Raw genomic sequence first — 25,492 nt, 5'->3', positions numbered from 1 at the left:
TCAGGGCCGGGCGGGTCACGAGTCGGAGCCTTCCAGGGCCATCCTGACCAGGCCGGCGACGTCGAGTTCGTGGATCTGGGCCTCGGGCGCGGGCGACGCGGCCGGGGCGGCGGGCGCCGGGTCGGCGCTCGTACGGGCCAGCTGGAGCAGTTGGTCGAGCAGGCCCGCCTGCCGCAGCTGGTCCAGCGGGATCGCGGCGATGGTCCGGCGGACCGACTCCTCGTCGCCCACGCCACCGGCGTCCCCGCCGTGGTCGGGGAAGAGTTCCTCGTGCAGGTGGTCGGCGAGGCCCTCGGGCGTGGGGTAGTCGAAGACGACGGTGGTGGGCAGTTCGTGCCCGGTGGCCGCGACGAGCAGGTTGCGCAGCTCCACGGCGGTGAGTGAGTCGAAGCCGAGGTCCAGGAAGCCCCGGTCGGTGTCGATCACGTCGGCCGAGGAATGGCCGAGCACCTTCGCGGCGTCGACCCGCACCATGTCCAGCAGCGCGGCCCGCCGCTCGGCGCCGGGCAGCGCCCGCAGGCCGGCGAGCAGGTCCCGGGCGACCGGCGCGGGCACGTCCGGCTCGGCGACGGGGGCGGCGGCGAGCGCGCGTACGGCCGGCAGGTCCGCCAGCAGCGGGCTGGGCCGCAGCGAGGTGAACAGCGGCTGGAAGACGGCCCAGTCGACGTCGGCGACGGTGACGCAGGTGTCGCCGGCCGCCAGGGCGTGCCGCAGCCCCGCCATCGCCACGCCGGGCGGCATCACCCGCAGGCCGCGCCGGCGCAGCTGCTCCGCCGCGCCCTCGGTGTACATGCCCGACTCCGTCCACGGCCCCCAGGCGACGGAGGTGGCCGCCAGGCCCCGGGCGCGTCGCCGCTCGGCGAGCGCGTCCAGGTAGGCGTTGCCGGCCGCGTACGCGCCCTGCCCGCCGCTGCCCCACACCGCCGAGATGGAGGAGAAGAGCACGAACGCGTCCAGCTCGACGCCGTCGAGCAGCTCGTCGAGCAGTTCGGCGCCGCGGAGCTTCGGGGCGATGACGTACGCCAGGTCCTCCAGGGTGGTGTCGGCCAGCGGCACCACCTCGCTGACCCCGGCGGCGTGCACCACCGCGCGCAGCGGCGGACCCTCGCGCCGCAGGTCGGCCAGGAGGTCGGTCATCGCGGCCCGGTCGGCGGCGTCGCACCGGGCGATCCGGCAGTCCACCCCGAGGTCGGTCAGCTCGGCGAGCAGGTCGGTGGCGCCCGGGGTGTCGGTGCCGCGGCGGCTGGTCAGCACCACCCGCTCGGCGCCGGAGCCGGCCACCCAGCGGGCCACGTGCCCGCCGAGGGCGCCGACGCCGCCGGTGATCAGCACGGTGCCCCGGGGCTGCCACGGCTCGGGTTCCCCGGTGGTGACGGCGGGGGCGAGCCGCCGGACCAGCACGCCCGAGTCGCGGACGGCGATCTGGTCCTCGACGCCGTCGCCGGTGAGGACGCCGCCGAGGCGCATCGCCGTCCAGGCTTCGAGGGTGGTGGGAAGGTCGACCAGCCCGGCCCAGCGGGCGGGCTGCTCGAGCGCGGCCACCCGGCCCAGGCCCCACAGCATCGCCTGTCGGGGGTTGAGCGGGACGTCGCCGTCGCCGACCCCGACGGCGCCCTGGGTGACGCACCAGAGCCGGGCCGGCGCGTCCAGGTCGGTCAGCTGCTGGAGCAGCCGCACGGTCGCGGCGAGGCCGCGGGGCAGCGCGGGGTGCTCGGCGTGCGGGGCGTCGTCCAGGCCGAGGAAGGACAGGATCGTCAGCGGCTCGCCTGCCCCGCCCAGCGCGTCGGTGAGGACGGCGGCGAGTTCGTCGGTCAGCTCGTCCGGGTCGGCGGCGGTGTCGACGGGCACGGTGGCGACGTCCCCGCCCAGCGCCCAGGTGCACGAGTTGAGTTCCGGGTCGTCCGCCCGGTCGGCGGGCAGCAGCACGAGCCAGCGGCCGGACCCGTCCGCCGCGGGCGTGTCGGCGAGGGGTTCCCAGACCGCCCGGTACCGGGTGCCGTCCACGAGGGAGCGTTCCCGGCCGCGTCGCCGCCACGCGGACAGCGCGGGCAGCACCGCCCCGAACGGCTGGTCGGGGTCCACCTCGAGATCGCGGACGAGCGAGTCGAAGTCCTCGGCCTCGACGGCCGCCCAGAAGCGGCGCTCGACGTCGGCGCCGTCCTCGGCGGCCGCCAGCGCGGCCCAGGGCGGCGGCTCCGGCCAGTAGCGCTGCCGGTCGAAGACGTACGTGGGCAGGTCGGTTCGGCGGGCGCCGGTGCCCTCGTACAGGGCCGGCCAGTGCGGGCAGACGCCGTGGGCGTGCAACGCGGCGACCGCCCGCAGCAGGGTGGCCGGCTCGGGGCGCTCCCGGCGCAGGGCGGCCACGACCAGCGGGGCGCGGCCGGCGGCCGGGGCGCCCTCGGCGAGGACGGCCTGGACGAGGGCGGTGAGCACCCCGTCCGGGCCGACCTCCAGGTAGCCGGTGACGTTGCGGTCCCGCAGCGCCGCGACGGCGTCGGCGAAGCGCACCGCGTCGCGGGCGTGCCGCACCCAGTACCCGGGCGTGCCGATCTCGGTCACGTCGACCGGCGCGCCGGTGACGGTGGAGACCATCGGGACGGTCGGGGCCTGGTACCGCAGCCGCCCGGCGACGGCGGCGAGGTCGTCGAGCACCGGGTCCATCAGCGGGCTGTGGAACGCGTGGCTGACCGTCAGCCGCCGGACCCGTACGCCCCGGGCGGTCCACTCGGCGGCCAGCTCCTCGACGGCGTCGCCGGCCCCGGAAACCACGACGGCGGCGGGGCCGTTGACGGCGGCGACCGAGACCCGGTCGGCGCGGTCGCCGAGCGCGGCGGTCACCTCCGCCTCGGCGGCGGCGATGGCGAGCATCGCGCCGCCGGCCGGCAGCGTCTGCATCAGCCGGCCGCGGGCGGCGACCAGCTCGGCGGCGTCGGCCAGGGAGAGCACCCCGGCGGCGTGGGCGGCGGCGAACTCGCCGACGGAGTGCCCGGCGACCGCGTCGGGGCGCAGGCCCCACGCCTCCAGCAGCCGGAACATCGCCACCTCGACGGCGAAGAGCGCCGGCTGGGTGAACTCGGTGCGGTCCAGCAGCTCCGCGTCGGGGGTGCCGGCCTCGGCGAGCAGCACCGGCTTCAGCGGGCGGGGCAGGTGCGGGTCGAGGGCGGCACACACCTCGTCGAGGGCGGCGGCGAAGACCGGGAAGGCCTCGGCCAGCTCGCGGCCCATCCCGGCCCGCTGGGCCCCCTGCCCGGAGAAGAGGTACGCCACCTTCGGCCGGGGCGCGGCCGCGCCGGTGACCAGCAGCGGCGAGTCCTCGCCGGCGGCGAGGGCGCGCAGCCCGGCGTCCAGGTCGCCCCGGTCGGCGGCGAGAACGACGGCCCGGTGGTCCAGGGTGGCCCGGGAGACGGCCGACGACCAGCCGACGTCGACAAGTGGCGGGGCCGCCGGCCCGGTGAGCCGGTCGGCCCAGCGGTCGGCCTGGGCGGCCAGCGCCGTGGGCGTACGCGCCGACAGCAGCACCGGCACGACCGGCAGCCGGGCCGTCCCGCCCGTCGGCTCGGCCGGCTCGACCGGCTCGGGCGCCTGCTCCAGGATGGTGTGCGCGTTGGTGCCGCTGATCCCGAACGAGGAGACGGCGGCCCGGCGCGGGTGGCCGGTGACGGGCCACGGGCGGCCCTCGTCGAGCAGCTCGACCGCGCCGACGCTCCAGTCCACCTGATCGGTCGGCTCGTCGACGTGCAGGGTCTGCGGCAGGTAGCCGTGCTGGAGGGCCAGCACCATCTTGATGATCCCGGCGACGCCGGCCGCGGCCTGGGTGTGGCCGATGTTGGACTTGATCGAGCCGAGCCAGAGGGGCTGGTCGGCGGGGCGCTCCCGGCCGTACGTGGCGAGCAGGGCCTGGGCCTCGATCGGGTCGCCGAGCCTGGTGCCGGTGCCGTGCGCCTCGACGGCGTCCACGTCGGCCGGGGCGAGTCCGGCGTTGGCGAGGGCCTGCCGGATCACCCGCTGCTGCGACGGCCCGTTGGGCGCGGTGAGGCCGTTGGACGCGCCGTCGGAGTTGACGGCGCTGCCCCGGATCACCGCGAGCACGGGGTGGCCGTTGCGGCGGGCGTCGGAGAGCCGCTCGACCAGCAGCAGGCCGAGTCCCTCGCCCCAGCTCGTGCCGTCGGCGGCGGAGGCGAACGCCTTGACCCGGCTGTCCGGGGCCAGGCCCCGCTGCCGGCTGAAGCCGACGAACACGCCGGGGGTGGACATCACGGTGACGCCCCCGACGAGGGCGAGGGAGCACTCCGCCCGGCGGAGCGCCTGGCAGGCCCAGTGCAGCGCCACCAGCGACGAGGAGCAGGCGGTGTCCACCGAGACGGCGGGCCCCTCCAGCCCGAGGGTGTACGACACCCGCCCGGAGAGGACGCTGCCGGCGTTGCCGGTCATCAGGTGCCCCTCGGCGCCCTCCGCGCCGTACATCAGGTTCCGGTAGTCCTGGTAGTTGGTGCCGACGAAGACGCCGGTGGGGCTGCCGCGCAGGGCCTGCGGGTCGATGCCGGCCCGCTCGATGGCCTCCCAGGACGCCTCCAGCAGCAGCCGCTGCTGCGGGTCCATGGCCAGCGCCTCGCGGGGGCTGATGCCGAAGAACCCGGGGTCGAAGTCGGCGGCCCCGGCGACGAAGCCGCCCTCGCGGGCGTAGCTGGTGCCCTCGTTCTCTGGGTCGGGGTCGAAGAGCCGGTCGAGGTCCCAGCCCCGGTCGGTGGGGAACTCGCCGATCGCGTCGCCGCCGGCGGCGAGGAGCTGCCACAGCTGCTCCGGGGTGTCCGCCCCGCCGGGGAGACGGCAGCTCATCGCCACGATGGCGATCGGCTCGTCGTCGGCGGCCGTGGTGGCCGGTGCGGGCGTGGCCGGGTCCGCGGTCACCCCGGTGAGCAGTTCGTCGAGGTGCGCGGCGAGCACCGTCGGGTTCGGGTAGTCGAAGGCGAGCGTCGCGGGTAGCCGCAGGTCGGTGGCGGTGGCCAGGAAGTTGCGCATGTCCACCGCGGTCAGCGAGTCCAGGCCCAGGTCGCGGAAGGGGCGGGTGGCCGGGATGTCGTCGGCCCCGCCGTACCCGAGCGCGGTCGCGGCGCACTGGCGGACCAGCTCCAGCAGCGCCGAGGCGCGCTCCGCCGGGGGAAGCCCGGCGAAGCGTCGGGCCGCTGCCCCCGACGGCTCCGGCTCGTCCCCGGCGTTCTCCGGCGCGGCCTGCCGGGCCGCGTCCCGCACCTCGGCGAGGTCGCCGATCAGAGGGCTGGGTCGGACCAGGGTGAACGCCGGGGCGAACCGGGCCCAGTCGACGTCGGCGATGACGGTGGTCGTGTCGGCACGGCGCAGCGCCCGCGCGAGGGCCTCGACGGCCAGGTCGGGGTCCATGCCGACCATGCCGCCCCGGCGCAGCCGCTGCTGGGCGCGCTCGTTGTCGGCGGGCAGACCGGCGCCGCGCCACGCGCCCCAGGCGACGGAGAGGGCGGTCCGGCCCTCGGCCCGGCGCCGCTCGGCGAGCGCGTCGAGGAAGGCGTTCGCCGCCCCGTACGCGCCCTGCCCGGCGTTGCCGGTGGTACCGGCGACCGAGGAGAAGAGCACGAAGGCGTCCAGTTCGAGGTCGCGGGTCAGCTCGTCGAGGTGGACGGCGGCGGCGCACTTGGGTGCGGCGACGGTGTGCAGGCGTTGCGGGGTGGCGGTGTCGACGATGCCGTCGTCGAGGACGGCGGCGGTGTGCAGCACGGCGGTCAGCGGTGCGTCGGCGGGGACGGCGGCCAGCAGGTCGGCCACCTGCGCGCGGTCGCTGACGTCGCAGCGGGCCACGGTGACCCGTACGCCGAGCTCGGTCAGCTCCGCCTCCAGCTCGGCGGCGCCCGGGGCGTCCGGGCCGCGCCGGCTGGCCAGCAGGACGTGCGCGGCGCCGGACCGGGCGGCCCAGCGGGCCAGGTGCCCGCCCAGCCCGCCGGTGCCGCCGGTGATCAGGACGGTGCCGCGCGCCCGCCAGTCGCCGGCCGGCTCGGGTTCGGTGATCCGGGCGAGCCGGCGGACGAACACGCCGGAGTCGCGGACGGCGAGCTGGTCCTCGCCGCCGTCGTCGCCGAGCGCCGCGCAGAGCAGGGCGCCGGCCTGGGCGTCGAGGGTCTGCGGCAGGTCGAGCAGGCCGCCCCAGCGGCCGGGGTGTTCGAGGGCGACGGCGCGGCCGAGCCCCCACACGGAGGCCGCCACGGGGTGCGGCGGCAGGTCGTCGGCGGAGACCGCGACGGCGCCCCGGGTCGCGCACCACAGGGGCGCCTCGACGTCGAGCGTGCCGAGCGCCTGCACCAGCAGGGCGGTGCCCGAGGCGGCCAGCGAGGTCGCCGGGTGCCCGGGGTGCGCCCGTTCGTCGAGGCCGAGCAGCGAGAGCACGGCGGTGGGCCGCTCCGGGCCGGTGAGCGCGGCGCGCAGCCGGTCGGCCAGCGCCGCCGGCTCGTCGGTGACGTCCAGCTCCACGGGTACGACGTCCGCGCCGAAGTTGCCGAGCGCGCCCAGCACCCCGGCGATCAGGGGGTCGTCGCCCCGCCCGGCGGGCAGCGGTACGAGCCAGGTGCCGGCCAGCCAGGTCAGCGGCAGGTCGGGCACGGCCCGCCAGGTGACCCGGTAGCGCCACCGGTCGATGTCCGGGGGGCTGTCGGGGGCGGCGAGGAAGGCCGGCGGCGCGGGCCAGTACCGGTGGTGGTCGAAGGCGTAGGTGGGCAGGTCGACGGTGTCGGTCTCGGCGAGGACGGTGGTGAGGTCGACGGGCAGGCCGACGGCGTGGGCGGTGGCGAGGTTCGTCAGCAGCCGCGCCGGATCGTCGTCACCCCGGCGCAGGCTGCCCAGGGTGTGGCCCGTGGCGCCGGCGTCGTCCAGGATCGCCGTCACCGGCATCGTCAGCACCGGATGCGGAGAGATCTCCACGAACGTCGTGTGACCCGCGGCGACCGCCACCCGCACCGCGGCGTCGAACCGCACGGTCTGCCGCAGGTTGTCGTACCAGTAGTCCGCCGTCATCGACTCCGGATCCACCCAGTCCCCGGTCAACGTCGACACGAGACGGGTGTGGCCCTGGTGCGGGGCGATGCCGGCCAGGTCCGCGCGGAGTTGCTCCGCCACCTCCTGCACGGCCGCCGAGTGGGAGGCGTAGTCCACGGGAATCAGGCGGGCCCGCACGCCGTCGGCCTGACACGCTTCGACGAGGTCGGCCACCGGCTGCGGCGGACCCGACACCACCACCGTCGACGGACCGTTCACCGCCGCCACCCCGACACCCGGGAACGCCGACAGCCGCTCGGCCAACGCCTCAGCCGACAGGTCCACCGACGCCATCGTGCCCGTGCCCCGCAGCACCGTCAGCGCCCGCGACCGCAACGCCACGGCCTTCGCCGCGTCCTCCAGCGACAGAATGCCGGCCACACACGCCGCGCCGATCTCGCCCTGCGAGTGACCGACCACCGCCGCCGGCGTCACGCCGGCGTGCTGCCACACGGCGGCGAGAGCGACACCGACGGCCCACAGGACCGGCTGCACGACCTCCACCCGCTCCAGCCACGACTCGTCGTCGCCGGTCAACACCGACACCAGGTCCACGTCGAGGTAGGGAGCCAGGGCCCGCTGGCACGCCGCGAGCTTCGCGTCGAACACCGGCGTACGACCCACCAGGCCGGCCGCCATCCGCGCCGACTGGGCGCCCTGACCGGGGAACACGAACACCGGCCCCGCGCCCGCGCCGGACGCCACGCCGCTGGTCACGTTCGCGGCCGGAAGACCCGCCGCGACGGCGTCCAGCCCGGCCAGCAGCTCGTCGACGGTCGACCCGACCACGGCGGCCCGCTGGTCGAACGCCGACCGTGTGGTGGCCAGGGACCAGCCGACCGCCGCCGGGTCCAGGCCCTCCCGCTGCCGCACGTACGCCGCCAGCCGGGCGGCCTGACCGGCGAGGGCGGCCGTCGACCGGGCCGACACCGGCCAGAGGAACGCGTCGGCGGCGACCAGGCCCGGGGTGCGGCCGGACGGGCTCTCGACCGGCTCGGTCGGCTGCTCGATGATGACGTGGGCGTTGGTGCCGGAGATGCCGAAGGACGACACGGCCGCCCGGCGCGCCCGGCCCGTCTCGGGCCACGGCCGCGCCTCGGTCGCCAGCTCGATGGCGCCCGCCGACCAGTCGACGTGCGGGGACGGTTCGTCGACGTGCAGCGTCGCCGGCACGACCCCGTGCCGCATCGCCAGCACCATCTTGATGACGCTGGCCACGCCGGCGGCGGCCTGGGCGTGCCCGATGTTGGACTTCAACGAGCCGAGGAGCAGCGGTTCGGCGTCCTCCCGGTCCTGCCCGTACGTGGCGAGCAGCGCCTGCGCCTCGATCGGGTCGCCGAGCCTGGTGCCGGTGCCGTGCGCCTCCACCACGTCCACGTCGGCGGTGGCGAGCCGGGCGCTCGTGAGGGCCTGGCTGATGACCCGCTGCTGGGCGGGGCCGTTCGGGGCGCTCAGCCCGTTGGAGGCGCCGTCCTGGTTGACGGCGGTGCCGCGTACCACGGCGAGGACGCGGCGGCCGTTGCGGCGGGCGTCGGACAGCCGCTCGACCAGCAGCCAGCCGACGCCCTCGGAGAACCCGGCACCGTCGGCGGCGGCGGCGAAGGACTTGCACCGGCCGTCCGGGGCGAGGGCCCGCTGCCGGCTCGACCCGATGTACAGGCCGGGGGTGGCCATCACGGTCACGCCGCCGGCCAGGGCGAGGTCGCACTCCCCCGCCCGCAGCGCCTGCACGGCGAGGTGCAGCGCCACCAGCGACGACGAGCAGGCCGTGTCGATGGAGACGGCGGGCCCCTCCAGCCCGAGGGTGTACGACACCCGGCCGGACGCGACGGCCGCCGCGCCGCCGGTCATCGAGTGCCCCTCGTCGCCGTCCGGCGACATCATCAGCAGGGTGCCGTAGTCCTGCCCGTTGGTGCCCACGAACACCCCGGTCCGGCTGCCGCGCAGCGCGGCCGGGTCGATGCCGGCGGCCTCGACCGCCTCCCAGGACGTCTCCAGCAGCAGCCGCTGCTGGGGGTCCATGGCCAGCGCCTCGCGGGGCGAGATGCCGAAGAAGGCGGAGTCGAAGTCGCCGGCGCCGTCGACGAACCCGCCCTCCCGGGCGTACGAGGTGCCGGGGTGGTCGGGGTCGGGGTGGTAGAGGCGCTCCAGGTCCCAGCCCCGGTCGTCGGGGAAGGGCGCGACGGCGTCCCGGCCGTCGCGCAGCAGCTCCCACAGCTCGTCGGGGTTGCGTACCCCGCCGGGCAGGCGGCAGCTCATGGCCACGATCGCCACCGGCTCCAGTTCCTGGGACTGTGCCTCACTGAGCCGGCGGCGGGTGTCGTGGAGATCAGCCATGACCCGCTTGAGGTAGTCGCGGAGCTTGTCTTCATTGGCCATCGGAGTGCCGCTTCCTGAGCAGGGACGGAGGGGGGCCGGAGCTGGGGTCAGGAGATGCCGAGGTCCCTGTCCACCATGGCGAACAGTTCGTCGTCGGTGGCGTCGTCGAGGTGCCGGCCGATGTCGCTGCCGCCGTTGTTCTGGGCGAGCCGGGAGAGCATCGCCTGGAGGCGTACGGTGGCCCGCACCCGCGCCGCCTCGTCCCGGGCCACCATGTCGAGGCTGTCGGCGATCCGGTCGAGGTCGTCGAGGAGCGCGGTCGGGGTGACCACGTCGTCGTGGGCGACCTCGGCGAAGAGGTACTCCGCCAGCGTCGTCGGGGTCGGGTAGTCGAAGACCAGGGTGACCGGCAGGGCCACGCCGGTGGCCGAGCCGAGCCGGTTGCGCAGTTCGACGGCGGTGACGGAGTCGAAGCCCAGCTCCCGGAACGCCCGGTGCTCGTCCACCGACTCGGCGGACGGGTAGTTGAGCACGGCGGCGACCTGGCTGCGGACCAGGCCGAGCAGGACGGCGAGCCGCTCGGCGGCGGGCAGCCCGGCGAACCGCTCCCGCAGCGAGTCCGGGCCGTCGCCGGCCTCCACGCCGGCCACCTGTTCGGCGGTGGCGAGCCGGCGGACGTCCGGCAGGTCGCTGATCAGCGGGCCGGGCCGGGTGGCGGTGAAGGCTACGGCGAAGCGTTCCCAGGCGATGTCGGCGATGGTGAGGAACGCCTCGCCGTGGTCCACGGCCTGGTGCAGCGCGGCGATGGCCGCGTCCGGGGTCATCTCGGGTACGCCGTGGCGGTGCAGCAGCTCGCCGAGCGGCCCGTCGGCCATGCCGCCGCCGGCCCACGCGCCCCAGGCGATGGAGGTGGCGGGCAGGCCGAGCCCGCGCCGGTGCTGGGCCAGGGCGTCGAGGAACGCGTTGCTCGGGGCGTAGTTCCCGACGCCGGAGCTGGCCACGCTGCCGGCGAAGGACGAGAACATGACGAACGCGGACAGGTCCAGGTCGAGGGTGAGTTCGTGCAGGTTGTACGCGACGTCGACCTTGGCCTGGAGCACCCGTTCGATCTGCTCCGGCCGGATGTCGTTGATCATCGCGTCGTCGAGCACGGCGGTGGCGTGCACGACGGTGGTGAGCGGGTACTCGGCGGGGATCGCGCCGATCAGGTCGGCCAGCGCGTCCCGGTCGGAGGCGTCGCAGGCCACCACCGTGGCCTGGGCGCCCAGCGCGGTGAGGTCGTCGACGAGCTGCTGCGCGCCCGGGGCGGCCATGCCCCGCCGGCTGACCACGACGATGTTCTCCACACCGCTGCGGGCCAGCCAGCGGGCGGCGTGCCCGCCGAGCGCGCCGGTGCCGCCGGTGACCAGCGCCGTGCCGTACGGCTGCCAGGGGTTCGCGGGCTGGCTGTCGCCGAGCGGGACCCGGGTGAGCCGGCGGGCGAGCACGCCACCGGGGCGTACGGCGATCTGGTCCTCCTCCCCGGCGGCGGTGAGGGCCGCGACCAGCAGGGCCGCGGAGCGTTCCTCCACGGCCTCGGGCAGGTCCACGAGGCCGCCCCAGCGCTGCGGGTGTTCGAGGGCGGCGACCCGGCCGAAGCCCCACACCAGCGACTGCACCGGGGAGCGCAGCAGGTCGGCCATGCCGACGGACACGGCACCGGAGGTGACGCTCCACATGGGGGCGCGCAGGCCGATGTCGCCGAGGGCCTGGAAGAGCGCGACGGTGGCGGCGAAGCCGCCGGGCACGGACGGGTGCAGCGGGTGGGCCAGCTCGTCGAAGGCGAGCAGCGAGACGACGCCGGTCACCTCGGCGGCCTCCCGCTCCCCGCCCGGCGTCGCGGCCAGCGCCTCCTGCAGCAGCTTGCCCAGCAGGTCACGGTCGACGTCGCTGGTGGAGACGGCCACCGGGACCAGGGTCGCGCCGGCCGTCGTGAACGCCTCGACGCAGGCGTCCTGCCAGGGTTCGACGATGTCGCCGGTCGGCATGACGACGACCCAGGTGCCGCCCATGCCCCGGTTGGTCACGCCGGTGAGGGGCTTCCACGTGTCCTGGTAGCGCCAGCTGTCGATGTCGGACTGCCGGCGGCGCTGCCGTCGCCACGAGGTGAGCAGCGGCAGCGCCGGCAGCAGCGCGTCGAGGGCCTCGTGCGCGGGAACGTCCTCGGTGGCGACGGTCTCGGCGAGGGCGGTGACGTCGCCGCTTTCCACGGCCGCCCAGAAGCTCGCGTCGCTGGGGTCGCCGGCGGCCGAGAGCAGGCTCTCCAGGTCGGGGCCGCCACTGCCGTCGAGCCAGAACCGCTGGTGGTCGAAGGCGTACGTGGGCAGCGGCGCGACGTCGGTCTCGGCGAGGACGTCCGCCAGGTCGACGGGCAGGCCGACGGCGTGCGCGGTGGCGAGGTTGGTCAGCAGTCGCGTCGGGTCGTCGTCGCCGCGGCGCAGGCTGCCCAGGGTGTGGCCGGTGACGCCGGCGTCGTCGAGGATCGCCGTGACCGGCATCGTCAGCACCGGGTGCGGGCTGATCTCCACGAAGGTGGTGTGCCCGGCGGCGATCGCCGTGCGCACGGCCGTGTCGAAGCGCACGGTCTGCCGCAGGTTGTCGTACCAGTAGTCGGCGGTCATCGTGGCGGGGTCGACCCAGTCCCCGGTCAGGGTGGAGACGAGGCGGGTGTGACCGGCCTGCGGGGTGACGTCGGCCAGGTCCGCGCGGAGCTGCTCGGCGACCTGCTGCACGGCCTCGGAGTGGGAGGCGTAGTCGACGGGGATGAGCCGGGCGCGCAGGCCGTCGGCCTGGCACGCCGCGACGAGGTCGGCCACGGGCTGCGGCGGGCCGGAGACCACGACGGTGGACGGCCCGTTGACGGCCGCGACCCCGACGCCCGGGAACGCCGGCAGCCGCTCGGCGACCGCCTCGGCCGGCAGGTCGACCGACGCCATCGTGCCGGTGCCGCGCAGCACGGTCAGCGCCCGCGAGCGCAGGGCCACGGCCTTCGCCGCGTCGTCGATGCTGAGGATCCCGGCCACGCACGCCGCGCCGATCTCGCCCTGCGAGTGGCCGACGACCGCGTCCGGGACGACGCCCGCCGCGCGCCACACGGCCGCGAGGGCGATGCCGACGGCCCACAGCACGGGCTGCACGACCTCGACGCGCTCCAGCCACGACTCGTCGTCGCCGGTGAGCACCGACACCAGGTCGACGTCCAGGTACGGGGCGAGGGCCCGCTGACACTCCGCCAGCTTCGCGTCGAACACCGGTGTACGACCCACCAGGCCCGCCGCCATCCGCGCCGACTGGGCCCCCTGGCCGGGGAAGACGAACACGGGGCCGGCGCCGGCGCTGGTGACCGTACCGGTGACGAGGTTGCCGGCCGGCTGGCCGGCGGCGAGGGCGTCCAGCCCGGCGCGCAGCTCGTCGGCGGTCGAGGCGACGACTGCGGCGCGGTGGTCGAACGTGGAGCGGGTGGTGGCCAGCGACCAGCCGACCGCCGCCGGGGCGAGGTCGCCGTGCTCGCGCACGTGCCGCGCGAGCCGGGCGGCCTGGCCGGCGAGGGCGGTCTTCGACCGGGCCGACACCGGCCAGACGGTGACGTCGGAGGCGACCAGGCCGGGCCGTCGTGCGGGCTCGACGGCGGCGGCCTCGGTGGCCGCCTCGCCGTCGACGGCGACCGGCTCGGCGACGCGCGGCCGGTACTCCTCCAGGATCACGTGCGCGTTGGTGCCGCTGACGCCGAAGGAGGAGACGCCGCCGCGGCGGGGGCGGTCCAGTTCCGGCCACGGCTTGGACTCGGTGAGCAGGGACACGGCCCCGGCGCTCCAGTCCACGTGCGGGGAGGGCTCGTCGACGTGCAGGGTCTCCGGCATGACGCCGTTGCGCAGCGCCATCACCATCTTGACCAGCCCGGCCACGCCGGCGGCGCTCTGGGTGTGGCCGATGTTCGACTTCACCGAGCCCAGCCACAGCGGCCGGTCGGCGGGCCGGTCCTGCCCGTACGTGGCGATGAGCGCCTGCGCCTCGATGGGGTCGCCGAGGGTGGTGCCGGTGCCGTGCGCCTCGACCATGTCGACGTCGGCGGTGCCGAGCCGGGCGTTGGCGAGGGCCTGCCGGATGACCCGCTGCTGGGAGGGGCCGTTCGGGGCGGTGAGCCCGTTGGACGCGCCGTCCTGGTTGAGGGCGCTGCCCCGGATCACGGCGAGGATGGGGTGGCCGTTGCGCTCGGCGTCTGCCAGCCGCTCCACGACGAGCACGCCGCCGCCCTCACCCCAGCCGGTGCCGTCCGCGCCCGCCGCGAAGGCCCTGCACCTGCCGTCGACGGACATGCCGCGCTGCCGGGAGAAGACGACGAACACGCCGGGGGTGACCATGACGGTGACGCCACCGGCGATGGCCAGGTCGCACTCGCCGCGACGCAGCGCGTTCACGGCGAGGTGCAGGGCCACCAGCGAGGAGGAGCAGGCGGTGTCCACGGTGACGGCCGGGCCGTTGAGGCCGAGGGTGAACGAGATCCGGCCGGACGCGACGCTCGTGGTGTTGCCGGTGCCGATGTACATGTCGACGCCCTCGGGCACGTTCGGCAGACCCATGCCGTAGTTGGACGTGCTCAGCCCGACGAAGACGCCCGTGGAGCTGCCGCGCAGCGACAGCGGGTCGATGCCGGCCCGCTCGACGGCCTCCCAGGACGTCTCCAGCAGCAGCCGCTGCTGCGGGTCCATGGCGAGGGCCTCACGCGGGGAGATGCCGAACAGGGACGGGTCGAAGTCACCGGCGGCGTCGAGGAACCCGCCGATGCGGGTGTAGCTCTTGCCCGGCTTGTTGGGGTCGGGGTCGTAGAGCGCCTCCAGGTCCCACCCCCGGTCGTCGGGGAACTCGGTGAGCGCGTCCCGGCCGTCGGCGACGAGGTCCCACAGGTCCTCCGGCGACCGGACGCCACCGGGGAAGCGGCAGCTCATGGAGACGATGGCCAGCGGCTCCTGATCCCGGGCCTCGACGGTCTGCAGCTTGCGCCTGGTGTCGTGCAGGTCGGCGGTCACCCGCTTGAGGAAGTACCGCAGCTTGTCGTCGCTCATCGGGTGGCCCCTGCCTCGATCCGAAGGTTGGTCATCTCAGGAGATTCCAAACTCTTTGCTGATGAAGTCGAAGATCTCGTCGTCGCTGGCCGAGTCGAGGTCGGGCCGGTCCGGCTCGGCGGCGGGCCCGGCCGCCAGATCGGACGCCTTGGCGAGCAGGTCCTGCATCCGGGCGGTGAACCGGGCCCGGGCCGCCGGGTCGAGCGGGATGCTGTTGAGCAGGCTCTCCACCGTGTCGATGCCCTGGAAGAGCGGTTGCGTGGAGGGCGCCGCGTCGGCGGCGATCTCGCTGGTCAGCTTCTCGGCGAGCGCCGTCGGCGTCGGGTAGTCGAAGACCAGCGTCGCCGGCAGCCGCAGCCCGGACAGGCCGTTGAGCCGGTTGCGCAGGTCGACGGCGGTGAGCGAGTCGAAGCCCAGGTCGGTGAAGAGCCGGTTCGGGTCGACGGCGTCGGCGCCCGCGTGGCCGAGGACGGCGGCGATGTTCGCCCGTACCACGTCGAGCACCACCTTGAGCCGCTCCGGGCCGGCCAGGCCGGCGAGTCGCTGGCTGAGCTGCACCCCGTTGGAGCGGGCGCCGGTGGCGTCGACGGAGCGCCGCAGCGGCACCCGCACCAGGGCCCGGAGCATGGGCGCGAGGGTGCCGGTCTCCGCCTGCCCGCGCAGGGTCCCGACGTCGAGGCGCATCGGTACGACGGCGGCCGTGTCGAGCCGCCACGCGGCGTCGAAGAGGTTCAGCGCCTGCTCGGTGGCGAGGCCGGCGGCGCCCTGCTCGGCCATCCGCCGCACGTCGTCGTCGCCGAGATGCCCGGTCATGCCGCTGGCCTGTTCCCACAGGCCCCATGCGAGCGAGATGCCGGCGAGCCCGCCGGCCCGGCGGTGTGCCGCGAGGGCGTCGAGGAAGGCGTTCGACGCCGCGTAGTTGGACTGGCCGGCGCTGCCCAGGGTGGCCGCCGCCGAGGAGAACAGCACGAAGGCCGCGAGGTTCGCGTCGGCCGTGAGGCGGTGCAGGTGCCACGCCGCGTCGATCTTGGGTACGGCGACCGCGTCCACCCGCTCGGGGGTCATCGACTCCAGCACGCCGTCGTCGAGGACACCGGCGGCGTGCACCACGGCGGTGAGCGGGTGCGCGGCGGGCACCCCGGCCAGCAGCGCCGCCAGGGCGTCGGGGTCGGCGGCGTCGCAGGCCGCGACGGTCACCTCCGTACCGGCGCCGGCGAGTTCGGCGACCAGGTCGCCGATCCCCTCGGCTGCCGCGCCGCGCCGCCCGGCCAGCAGCAGGTGCCGTACGCCGTGGGTGGTGGCGAGGTGGCGGGCCAGGATGCGGCCCAGGACGCCGGTGCCGCCGGTGATCAGCACGGTGCCGTCGGGGTCGATGCCGCCGGGCAGCGGCTCCACGCCGGCCGGGACCCGCCCGAGCCGTGGCGTGCGGACCTGCCCGGCCCGCACGGCGAGCTGCGGCTCGCCGGAGGCGACGGCGGCGGCCAGCGCGGCGGCACTGTCCGGGCTGTCGTCGAGGTCGACGAGCTGGCACCGGCCCGGGTGTTCGAGCTGCGCGGTGCGCAGCAGGCCCCAGACCGGGGCCTGGCGGAGGTTGACCGTCTGCTGCTCGCCCGCCGCGACCGCGTCGCGGGTGACCAGCACCAGCCGCGAGTCGGCGAACCGGTCGTCGGCGAGCCAGGTCCGCAACGCGGCGAGGGTACGGTGCGTGGTGGCCCGGGCCTGCCCGGCCAGCGCCGGGTCCGTCGGGTCCCCGACGTCGCCGATCGGCACGATCACCGCCTCGGGTGCCGGCTCGCCCCCGGCGAGCAGGTCGCCGAGGGTGTCGAGGCCGACGTCGGTACGCACCCGGGCGCCGGCCGTCTCGCAGGCGGCGCTGAGGGCCAGGTCGTCGCCGAGCGCCACCCAGCGGGTGGCCGCCGGTACGGGGCCGGTGGGCACCGGCAGCGCCGGCCAGTCCACCTGGAACAGCGACTCGTGCCGGCCGGAGCGGGCCGCGCCGAGCGAGTCGCCGGAGACCCGGCGCATGATCAGCGAGTCGACGTGCAGCACCGGGGCGCCGGTGGCGTCGGCCACCTGGAAGGAGACACCGACCTCGCCGGCGGCGGCGACGCGGACGCGCAGGGCGGTGGCCCCGGCGGCGAGCAGGGAGACGCCGGTCCAGGCGAACGGCAGGCGGGGCACGGTGGCGTCGGCGCCGTCGCCCATCCGGCCGAGGAAGCCGCCGATCGACATGGCCTGCAACGCGCCGTCCAGCAGCGCCGGGTGCACGCCGAAGCGGCCGGCCTCGGCGTGGTGGTCGGCGGGCAGTTCGACCTCGGCGAAGACCTCGTCGTCACGGGTCCACGCGGCACGCAGGCCCCGGAACGCCGGGCCGTACCCGAAGACGGTCGCCTCGATGCCGGAGTAGAAGTCGTCGGACTCGACGCGCGTCGCGCCGGGCGGCGGCCACACCCCCAGGTCGAAGGCGGGTGCGGCGTCGGCCGGCTGCGGGCCGAGCAGGCCGGTGGCGTGGCAGGTCCAGGCCACGTCGGCCAGGATCTCGTCGGAGCCGTCCCGGTAGGGCCGGGAGTGGAGCTGGACGCCGCGCCGCCCGTCGTCGTCGCGGTCGCCGACCGTCAGCTGCACCTGGAGCGCGCCGAGTTCGGGCAGGACGAGCGGGGCGAGCAGGGTCAGCTCCTCCACCGTCGGGCAGCCGGCCTGCTCGCCGGCGTACGTGGCCAGCTCGACGAAGGCGGTGCCGGGCAGCAGGATGTTGTCCATCACCCGGTGCTCGCCGAGCCACGGGTGGGTACGCACCGACAGCCGCCCGGTGAAGACCATCCGCTCGCTGTCGGGAAAGGTCAGCGTGGCGCTGAGCAGCGGGTGTCCGGCGTCCTGGAGGCCGGCGGAGCTGACGTCCTGCGCCCGGTGCGCCGGCGGCTCGACCCAGTACCGCTGGTGGTCGAAGGCGTACGTGGGCAGCGCCACGGCGTCGGTGCGGGTCAGCACGGCCGTCAGGTCGACGGGCAGGCCGATCGTGTGCGCGGTGGCGAGGTTGGTCAGCAGCCGCGTCGGATCGTCGTCACCGCGCCGCAGGCTGCCCAGGGTGTGCCCGGTGGCGCCCGCGTCGTCGAGGATCGCCGTCACCGGCATCGTCAACACCGGATGCGGGGAGATCTCCACGAACGTCGTGTGCCCGGCGGCGACCGCCACCCGCACGGCGGCGTCGAACTGCACCGTCTGCCGCAGGTTGTCGTACCAGTAACCGGCGGTCATCGACGACGGGTCGATCCAGTCACCGGTCAAGGTCGACACCAGCCGCGTGTGCCCCGGCTGCGGAGTCACCTCCGCCAGGTCCGCGCGGAGCTGCTCCGCGACGTCCTGCACCGCTGCCGAGTGCGACGCGTAGTCCACCGGAATCAACCGCGCCCGCACCCCGTCGGCCTGACACGCCTCCACCAGGTCCGCCACCGGCTGCGGCGGACCCGACACCACGACGGTGGACGGGCCGTTCACCGCCGCCACACCCACGCCCGGGAACGCCGGCAACCGCCCGGCGACCGCCTCGGCCGACAGGTCCACCGACGCCATCGTGCCCGTGCCCCGCAGCACCGTCAGCGCCCGCGACCGCAACGCGACCGCCTTCGCCGCGTCCTCCAGGCTCAGGATGCCGGCCACGCAAGCCGCGCCGATCTCGCCCTGCGAGTGACCGATCACCGCGGCCGGGGTCACCCCGGCGTGCTGCCACACGGCGGCGAGGGCCATGCCCACGGCCCACAGCACCGGCTGCACGACCTCGACGCGCGCCAGCCACGACTCGTCGTCACCGGTCAACACCGACACCAGGTCCACGTCCAGGTACGGGGCCAGGGCCCGCTCACACTCGGACAGCCTCGCGTCGAACACCGGCGTACGACCCACCAGGCCAGCCGCCATCCGCGCCGACTGCGCACCCTGACCGGGGAAGACGAACACCGGCCCTGCGCCGTGGGGCGTGGCGGTGCCGGCGACGACGTTCCCGGCCGGCGTCCCCGACGCCACGGCGTCCAGCCCCGCCAGCAGCTCCTCCGCGCTCGACCCGATCACGGCGGCGCGGTGGTCGAACGTCGACCGGGTGGCGGCGAGGGACCAGCCCACCGCCGCTGGGGCGAGATCGCCGTGCTCACGCACGTACTGCGCCAGGCGGGCCGCCTGGCCGGTCAGGGCGCCCTTCGACCGCCCCGACAGCGACCACAGCACCGCGTCGGAGGTCACGAGCCCGGGGCCGTGCTCGGCCGGGGCGACGGCCTGCGGCTCGTCGGCCTGCTCGATGATCACGTGGGCGTTGGTGCCGGAGATGCCGAACGAGGACACCGCCGCCCGGCGCGGCCGGTCCACCGCCGGCCACGGCCGCGACTGCGTCGCCAGTTCCACCGCGCCGGAGGTCCAGTCGATGTGCGGCGACGGCTCGTCCACGTGCAGCGTCGCCGGGACGAGGCCGTGCCGGATGGCCTGCACCATCTTGATCACGCCGGCCACACCGGCGGCGGCCTGGGCGTGGCCGATGTTCGACTTGATCGAGCCGAGCAGCAGCGGCCGGTCGGCGGGCCGCTCCCGCCCGTACGTGGCGAGCAGGGCCTGTGCCTCGATCGGGTCGCCGAGGGTCGTGCCGGTGCCGTGCGCCTCCACCACGTCCACGTCGGCGGCGGTGAGGCGTGCCGACGCGAGGGCCTGCCGGATCACCCGCTGCTGCGAGGGGCCGTTCGGGGCGGTCAGCCCGTTGGAGGCGCCGTCGGAGTTGATCGCGGAGCCGCGCACCACCGCGTACACGGTGCGGCCCTGCCGGCGGGCGTCGGAGAGCCGCTGCACGAGCAGCATGCCGACGCCCTCGGACCAGCCGGTGCCGTCGGCGGACGCGGCGAAGGACTTGCACCGGCCGTCGGCGGCCAGGCCACGCTGCCGGGAGAACTCGACGAACGCGGTCGGGGTGGCCATCACCATGACGCCACCGGCGAGGGCCATGTCGCACTCGCCGCGCCGCAGCGCCTGGCCGGCCCAGTGCAGGGCGACGAGGGAGGACGAGCAGGCCGTGTCCAGCGACACCGCCGGCCCCTCCAGCCCGAACGTGTACGCCACCCGGCCGGAGATGACGCTGCTGGTCATCCCGGTCAGCATGTAGCCCTCGGCGGCCTCCGGCGAGTACGCGAGCAGCGAGCCGTAGTCCTGGCCGCTGGTGCCGACGAAGACGCCGGTGCTGCTGCCCCGTACGTCGGCCGGGTCGATGCCGGCGGACTCGAAGGACTCCCAGGTGGTCTCCAGCAGCAGCCGCTGCTGCGGGTCCATGGCCAGGGCCTCGCGGGGCGAGATGCCGAAGAAGCCGGGGTCGAACTTGTCGACGCCGCTGAGGAAGCCGCCGCCGCGGGCGTAGAAGGTGCCGGGGGCGTCCGGGTCGGGGCTGTAGAGGCTGTCGAGGTCCCAGCCCCGGTCGGTCGGCAGGTCGCTGATCGCGTCGACGCCGTCGACCACCAGCCGCCACAGGTCGTCGGGCGACCACACCCCGCCGGGCAGCCGGCACGCCATGCCGATGATCGCCAGGGGTTCGTCGTCGCCGACCGACACGGCGGTCGTCGCGGGCCGTACGGGGACGGGGGTGCCGGCGATCTCCGTACCCAGGAAGGCCGCCAGGTCGTGCGGGGTCGGGTAGTCGAAGACGAGGGTGGCCGGCAGCCGCATCCCGAACGCGTTGTTGAGCCGATTGCGCATCTCGACGGCGGTGAGCGAGTCGAAGCCGAACTCGCTGAACGCCCGGCGCGGCTCGATGGCCGCCGGGTCGGGGTAGCCGAGCACGGCGGCGGCCTGGCCACGGACGATCTCGACGAGCGCGGCGGCCCGGTCGGCGTCGCCGAGCCCGGCGAGCTGCTGCACCAGCGAGGCGCCGGTGGTGGTGGCGGCGCGGGCGGGCGTGCGGATCAGCGCCCGGTACAGCGGCGGAATGCTGCCGCCGGCGAACTGCACCTTCATCGCGGCGAGGTCCAGCCGGGCGGGGACGAGCGCGGCGTCGGTGGTGCGGCAGGCCGCGTCGAAGAGGGCGAGCCCCTCCTCGGCCTCCATCGCGGCGACGCCGGAGCGGGAGATCCGGTTGAGGTGGACGTCGTCCAGCTCGGTGGTCATGCCGCTGCGGTCGGCCCAGAGGCCCCAGGCGAGGGTGAGGGCGGCGAGACCGTGCGCCTTGCGGTGCCGGGCCAGCCCGTCGAGGAACGCGTTGGCGGCAGCGTAGTTGCCCTGGCCGGGACCGCCGGCGGTGGCGGCGAGGGAGGAGTACGAGACGAACGCCTTCAGGTCGAGGTCGGCGGTCAGCTCGTGCAGGTGCCAGGCGGCGTCGACCTTCGGCCGCAGCACGCCGTCCATCCGCTCGGGGGTGAGCGAGGAGATGACGCCGTCGTCGCGGACGCCGGCGGCGTGGATGACGGCGGTGAGCGGGTGTTCCGCCGGGATGCCGGCCAGCAGTTCGGCCACGGCGGCGCGGTCGGCGACGTCGCAGGCGGCGACGGTGACGCTCACGCCGAGCGCCTCCAGTTCGGCGCAGAGCTCGGCGACACCCCCGGCGGCGCGGCCGCGCCGGCTGGTGAGGATCAGGTGCCGGACGCCGTACGTGGTCACCAGGTGCCGGCTCATGAGCTGGCCGAGGGTGCCGGTGGCGCCGGTGACCAGGACGGTGCCGTCGGAGTCGAACGGGGCGGCCGGCGGCTCGGCCACGGCGGGGACCCGGGTGAGCCGGGCGCCGGCGGCGACGCCCGCCCGGATGACGACCTGCGGCTCGTCGGTGGCGACGGCCGGGACGAGCGCGGCGGCGCAGCCGGCGATGTCGTCGACGTCGTCGACGTCGACCAGCACGAACCGGTCGGGGTTCTCCGACTGGGCGGAGCGGAGCAGGCCGATCACGGCGGCGCCGGCCAGGTCGGTCAGGTCGGCGTCCCGGTCGGTGGCGACCGCGCCCCGGGTCAGCACGACCAGCCGGGAGGCAGCGTAGCGGTCGTCGGCGAGGAACCGCTGGAGCACGGCGAGCGCCCGGTGGGTCGCCTCGGCGACGGCGCGCGGCACGTCCGCCGTCGCGGGCGGGTCGAGCAACGGCACGACCAGCACGCCGGGTGCGTCCGCCCCGTCGTCCACCGCGGCGGCCAGGGCGGTCAGGTCGGCGTACGCCGCCACGGCCGTGCCGGTGGCGGCGACCGCGTCGGTGAGCGCCGCCGCGTCGCCGATCACCGCCCAGTCGACGGTGGCCGGGCCGGCGGGCAGCGCGAGCGGGGCCCACTCGATCCGGAACAGCGACTCGGTGCCGCCGCCCCCGGCGGTGCGCAACTGGTCGGCGGAGACGGGCCGCAGGACGAGGGAGCCGACGGAGATGATCGGCGCGCCGGCGACGTCGGCGAGCAGCAGGGAGATGGTGTCGGCGCCGGTGTGCGAGACCCGGACCCGGGCCGCCGCCGCGCCCGCGGCGTGCAGGGCGACGTCGTTCCAGGAGAACGGCAGCCGGCCGTACCCCGGGGGCATGCCGGCCCCGGACGGCGTGTCGCCGGGGGTGGTCAGTCCGAGGGTGTGCAGCGCGGCGTCGAGCAGGGCCGGGTGCAGGCCGTACCCGCCGGCCTCGGCGGCGGGGGTCTCCGGCAGGGCCAGCTCGGCGAAGAGGTCGTCGCCGCGCCGCCAGGCGGAGCGAAGCGCGATGAAGGACGGGCCGTAGTCGTAGCCCTGGGCGGCGAGGTTGAGGTAGAGGTCGTCGGTGGCGACCTCGGTCGCGCCCGGGGGCGGCCAGGTGGTCAGGTCGGACCAGCCGGAGGGCCCGCCCGGTCCGGCGGGGCCGCCGGCCAGCACGCCGCTGGCGTTGCGGGTCCAGGCCCGCTCGCCCGCGTCGGCGGCGGGGTCGCCGTCGGCGGCGGAGTGCAGCGACACGGACCGGCAGCCGGTCTCGTCGGCCGGGCCGATCCAGAGCTGGATGTCGACGCCGCCGGTCTCGGGCAGGATCAGCGGCGACTCCAGGGTCAGTTCGCGGACGTGGTCCGCGCCGACGTGCGCGCCGGCCTGGAGGGCGAGTTCCACGAAGCCGGTGCCGGGCAGCAGCACGGTGTCGAAGACGACGTGGTCGGAGATCCACGGGTGGGTACGCCGGGCCAGCCGTCCGGTGAACAGGAAGCCCTCGGCGTGCGCGACGCCGACGGCGGCCCCGAGCAGGGGGTGTTGCGCGGGCCGCAGACCGAACGCGGTGACGTCGCCGGTCCACCCGGCGCCCGCCTCAGGCCAGTAGCGCTGGTGCTGGAAGGCGTACGTGGGCAGGTCCACCCGCCGGGCGCCGGTGTCGGCGAACCACGGCTGCCAGTCGACGGCCACCCCGTGCGTGTGCAGCTCGGCCAGCCCGGCCAGCAGCCCGTGCGTCTCGGGCCGGTCCTTGCGCTGCGCGGCGACGGCCAGCACGACGTCGTCGCCGGGCAGGATCTCGCCGACCATCGCGGTCAGTACGCTCTGCGGCCCGATCTCCAGGAACGTGTCCGCCCCGGCGGCGCGCAGCGCGGTGACCCCGTCGGCGAAGCGGACGGCCTCGCGGACGTGCCGCACCCAGTAGTCGGCCGTGCGGATCTCATCGGCGTCGGCGAGCGCACCGGTCACGTTCGACACGATCGGCAGCGACGGCGCGGAGAACGTCAACCCGTCCAGGACCGCCCGGAACTCGGCGAGCATCGGCTCCATCAGCGGGCTGTGGAACGCGTGGCTGACGGCGAGCCGGCGCGTGCGTACGCCCCGGTCGCGCCAGACCCGCTCCACCTCGTCGAGGGCGTCGACGGCACCGGAGACCACGACCGAGGTCGGCCCGTTCACCGCGGCGATCCCGACCCGGTCGGTCGAGCCGGCGAGCGACTCGACCACCGCCGCCTCGTCGGCGGCCACCGCGAGCATCCCGCCGCCCGAGGGCAGTGCCTGCATCAGCCGGCCCCGCGCCGCCACCAGCGCACACGCGTCGGCCAGCGACAGCACCCCCGCCACGTACGCGGCTGTCACCTCACCGATCGAGTGACCACCCACGAACTCCGGCGCGACCCCGAACGACTCGACGAGGCGGAACAGCGCCACCTCGACCGCGAACAGGCCGGCCTGCGTGAACACCGTCTGGTCCAGCAGCGCCGCCTCGGCGGAGCCCTCCGGCGCGAACAGCACCTCCCGCAACGGACGCGGCAGCAACGCGTCCAGGTACACGCACACCTCGTCCAGCGCGGCGGCGAACACCGGGAAGCCGGCGTACAACTCGCGGCCCATGCCGGCGCGCTGCGCGCCCTGGCCCGAGAAGAGCACCGCCAGCGAGCCCCGGCCCCCGGCCTGGCTGGCGACCAGCGCGCCGGACGGCTGGCCGGCGGCGAGGGCGCGCAGCCCGGCCAGCAGGTCCTCGCGGCCGGTCGCGCAGACCACGGCGCGGTGGTCCAGGCTGGAGCGGGACGTGACCGACGAGAAGCCCAGGTCGAGGGGGCGCAGGGTGTCGTCGGCGGCGATCCGGTCCGCCCAGCGGGTCGCCTGCGCGGCGAGGCCGGCCGCGTCGCGGGCCGACACCGGCACCGGTACGACCGGCCGCTCGACCACCGGCGCGGCGGCCGACGGGGACGGCTGCGGTGCCGGGGCCTGCTCCAGGATGGTGTGCGCGTTGGTGCCGGACACCCCGAACGAGGAGACCGCCGAGCGGCGCGGCCGGTCCACCGCCGGCCACGGCGTCGCCTCGGTCACCAGCGAGACGTCGCCGGCCGACCAGTCGACCTCGGGGGTCGGCTCGTCGACGTGCAGGGTGGGCGGTACGAGCCCGTGCCGCATCGCCATGACCATCTTGATGACGCCGGCGACCCCGGCGGCGGCCTGCGCGTGGCCGATGTTCGACTTGACCGAGCCGAGCAGCAGCGGCGCCGAGTCGCCCCGGTCCTGCCCGTACGTGGCCAGCAGCGCCTGCGCCTCGATCGGGTCGCCGAGCCGGGTGCCGGTGCCGTGCGCCTCCACCACGTCCACGCCGCCCGCGGCGAGGCCGGCGTTGGCCAGGGCCTGCTGGATCACCCGCTGCTGCGACGGGCCGTTCGGGGCGCTCAGGCCGTTGGAGGCGCCGTCCTGGTTCACCGCGCTGCCCCGCACCACGGCGAGGATCGGGTGGCCGTTGCGCTGCGCGTCCGACAGCCGTTCCAGCACCAGGACGCCGACACCCTCGGACCAGCCGGTGCCGTCGGCGGCGGCGGCGAACGCCTTGCACCGGCCGTCGGCGGCGAGGCCGCGCTGCCGGGAGAACTCGACGAAGGCGGCCGGGGTGCACATGGCGGTGACCCCGGCGACGATGGCCAGGGTGCACTCCCGCTGCCGCAGCGCCTGCCCGGCGAGGTGCAGGGCGACCAGGGAGGACGAGCAGGCGGTGTCGATGGTCACCGCCGGCCCCTCCAGCCCGAAGGTGTAGGCGATGCGGCCGGAGACCACGCTGCCGGCGTTGCCGGTCATCAGGTGCCCTTCCAGGCCCTGCGCGGCGCCCATCAGCACGGTGCCGTAATCCTGGCCGGTGCTGCCGGCGAAGACGCCGGTGCGGCTGCCGCGCAGCGAGTGCGGGTCGATGCCGGCCCGCTCAAGGGCCTCCCACGAGGTCTCCAGCAGCCAGCGCTGCTGCGGGTCCATCGCCAGCGCCTCCCGGGGGGAGATCGCGAAGAAGCCCGGGTCGAAGTCGGCCAGGTCGTGGACGAAGCCGCCCTGCCGCGTGTACGACGTGCCGGCCTGCTCGGGGTCGCTGTCGTAGAGCGAACCGAGGTCCCAGCCCCGGTCCTCCGGGAAGTCGGAGACCACGTCCCGGCCGGACGCGACCACCTCCCACAGGTCCTCGGGCGACCGCACCCCGCCGGGGAAGCGGCAGCTCATGGAGACGATGGCGACCGGTTCCTGTTCACCGGCCTCCACCTCGCGCAGGCGCTGGCGCACCTGGTGCAGGTCAGCGGTGACCCGCTTGAGGTAGTCGAGAAGCTTCGCCTCGTCAGCCATGGACCGCGCACTCCTTGTGT

3 protein-coding genes are annotated in these 25,492 nt (G+C 75.8%); all 3 read right to left on the bottom strand.

Features of this window, described 5'->3' with window-relative positions; all coding sequences use genetic code 11:
* Window positions 1-15: 15 nt before the first annotated feature.
* Window positions 16-9,486: a type I polyketide synthase gene (locus GA0070606_RS29230; protein WP_425413114.1), complete on the bottom strand. Its 9,471-nt coding sequence runs from the start codon at window positions 9,484-9,486 to the stop codon at window positions 16-18.
* Window positions 9,483-14,441 carry a type I polyketide synthase gene (locus GA0070606_RS29225; protein WP_425413113.1) on the bottom strand — a complete coding sequence of 1,653 codons (4,959 nt, stop codon included), beginning with the start codon at window positions 14,439-14,441 and terminating at the stop codon, window positions 9,483-9,485. Before GA0070606_RS29225 ends, GA0070606_RS29230 begins: the two co-directional genes overlap by 4 nt.
* 72 nt (window positions 14,442-14,513) lie before the next feature.
* Window positions 14,514-25,472, bottom strand: a complete 10,959-nt coding sequence (locus GA0070606_RS29220; protein ID WP_091106419.1) for a type I polyketide synthase — start codon at window positions 25,470-25,472, stop codon at window positions 14,514-14,516.
* Window positions 25,473-25,492 lie beyond the last annotated feature (20 nt).

Origin of the sequence: Micromonospora citrea, from assembly GCF_900090315.1 — a bacterium.
Classification (GTDB): Bacteria; Actinomycetota; Actinomycetes; order Mycobacteriales; family Micromonosporaceae; genus Micromonospora; species Micromonospora citrea.
Note: the sequence above shows the minus strand (reverse complement) of the source record. Positions and strands in the feature narration are given on the sequence as shown.

What these genes read in the sequence shown, in the direction of transcription:
- GA0070606_RS29220 (WP_091106419.1), bottom strand. Translation starts at nt 25,472, where the DNA reads ATGGCTGACGAGGCGAAGCTTCTCGACTACCTCAAGCGGGTCACCGCT.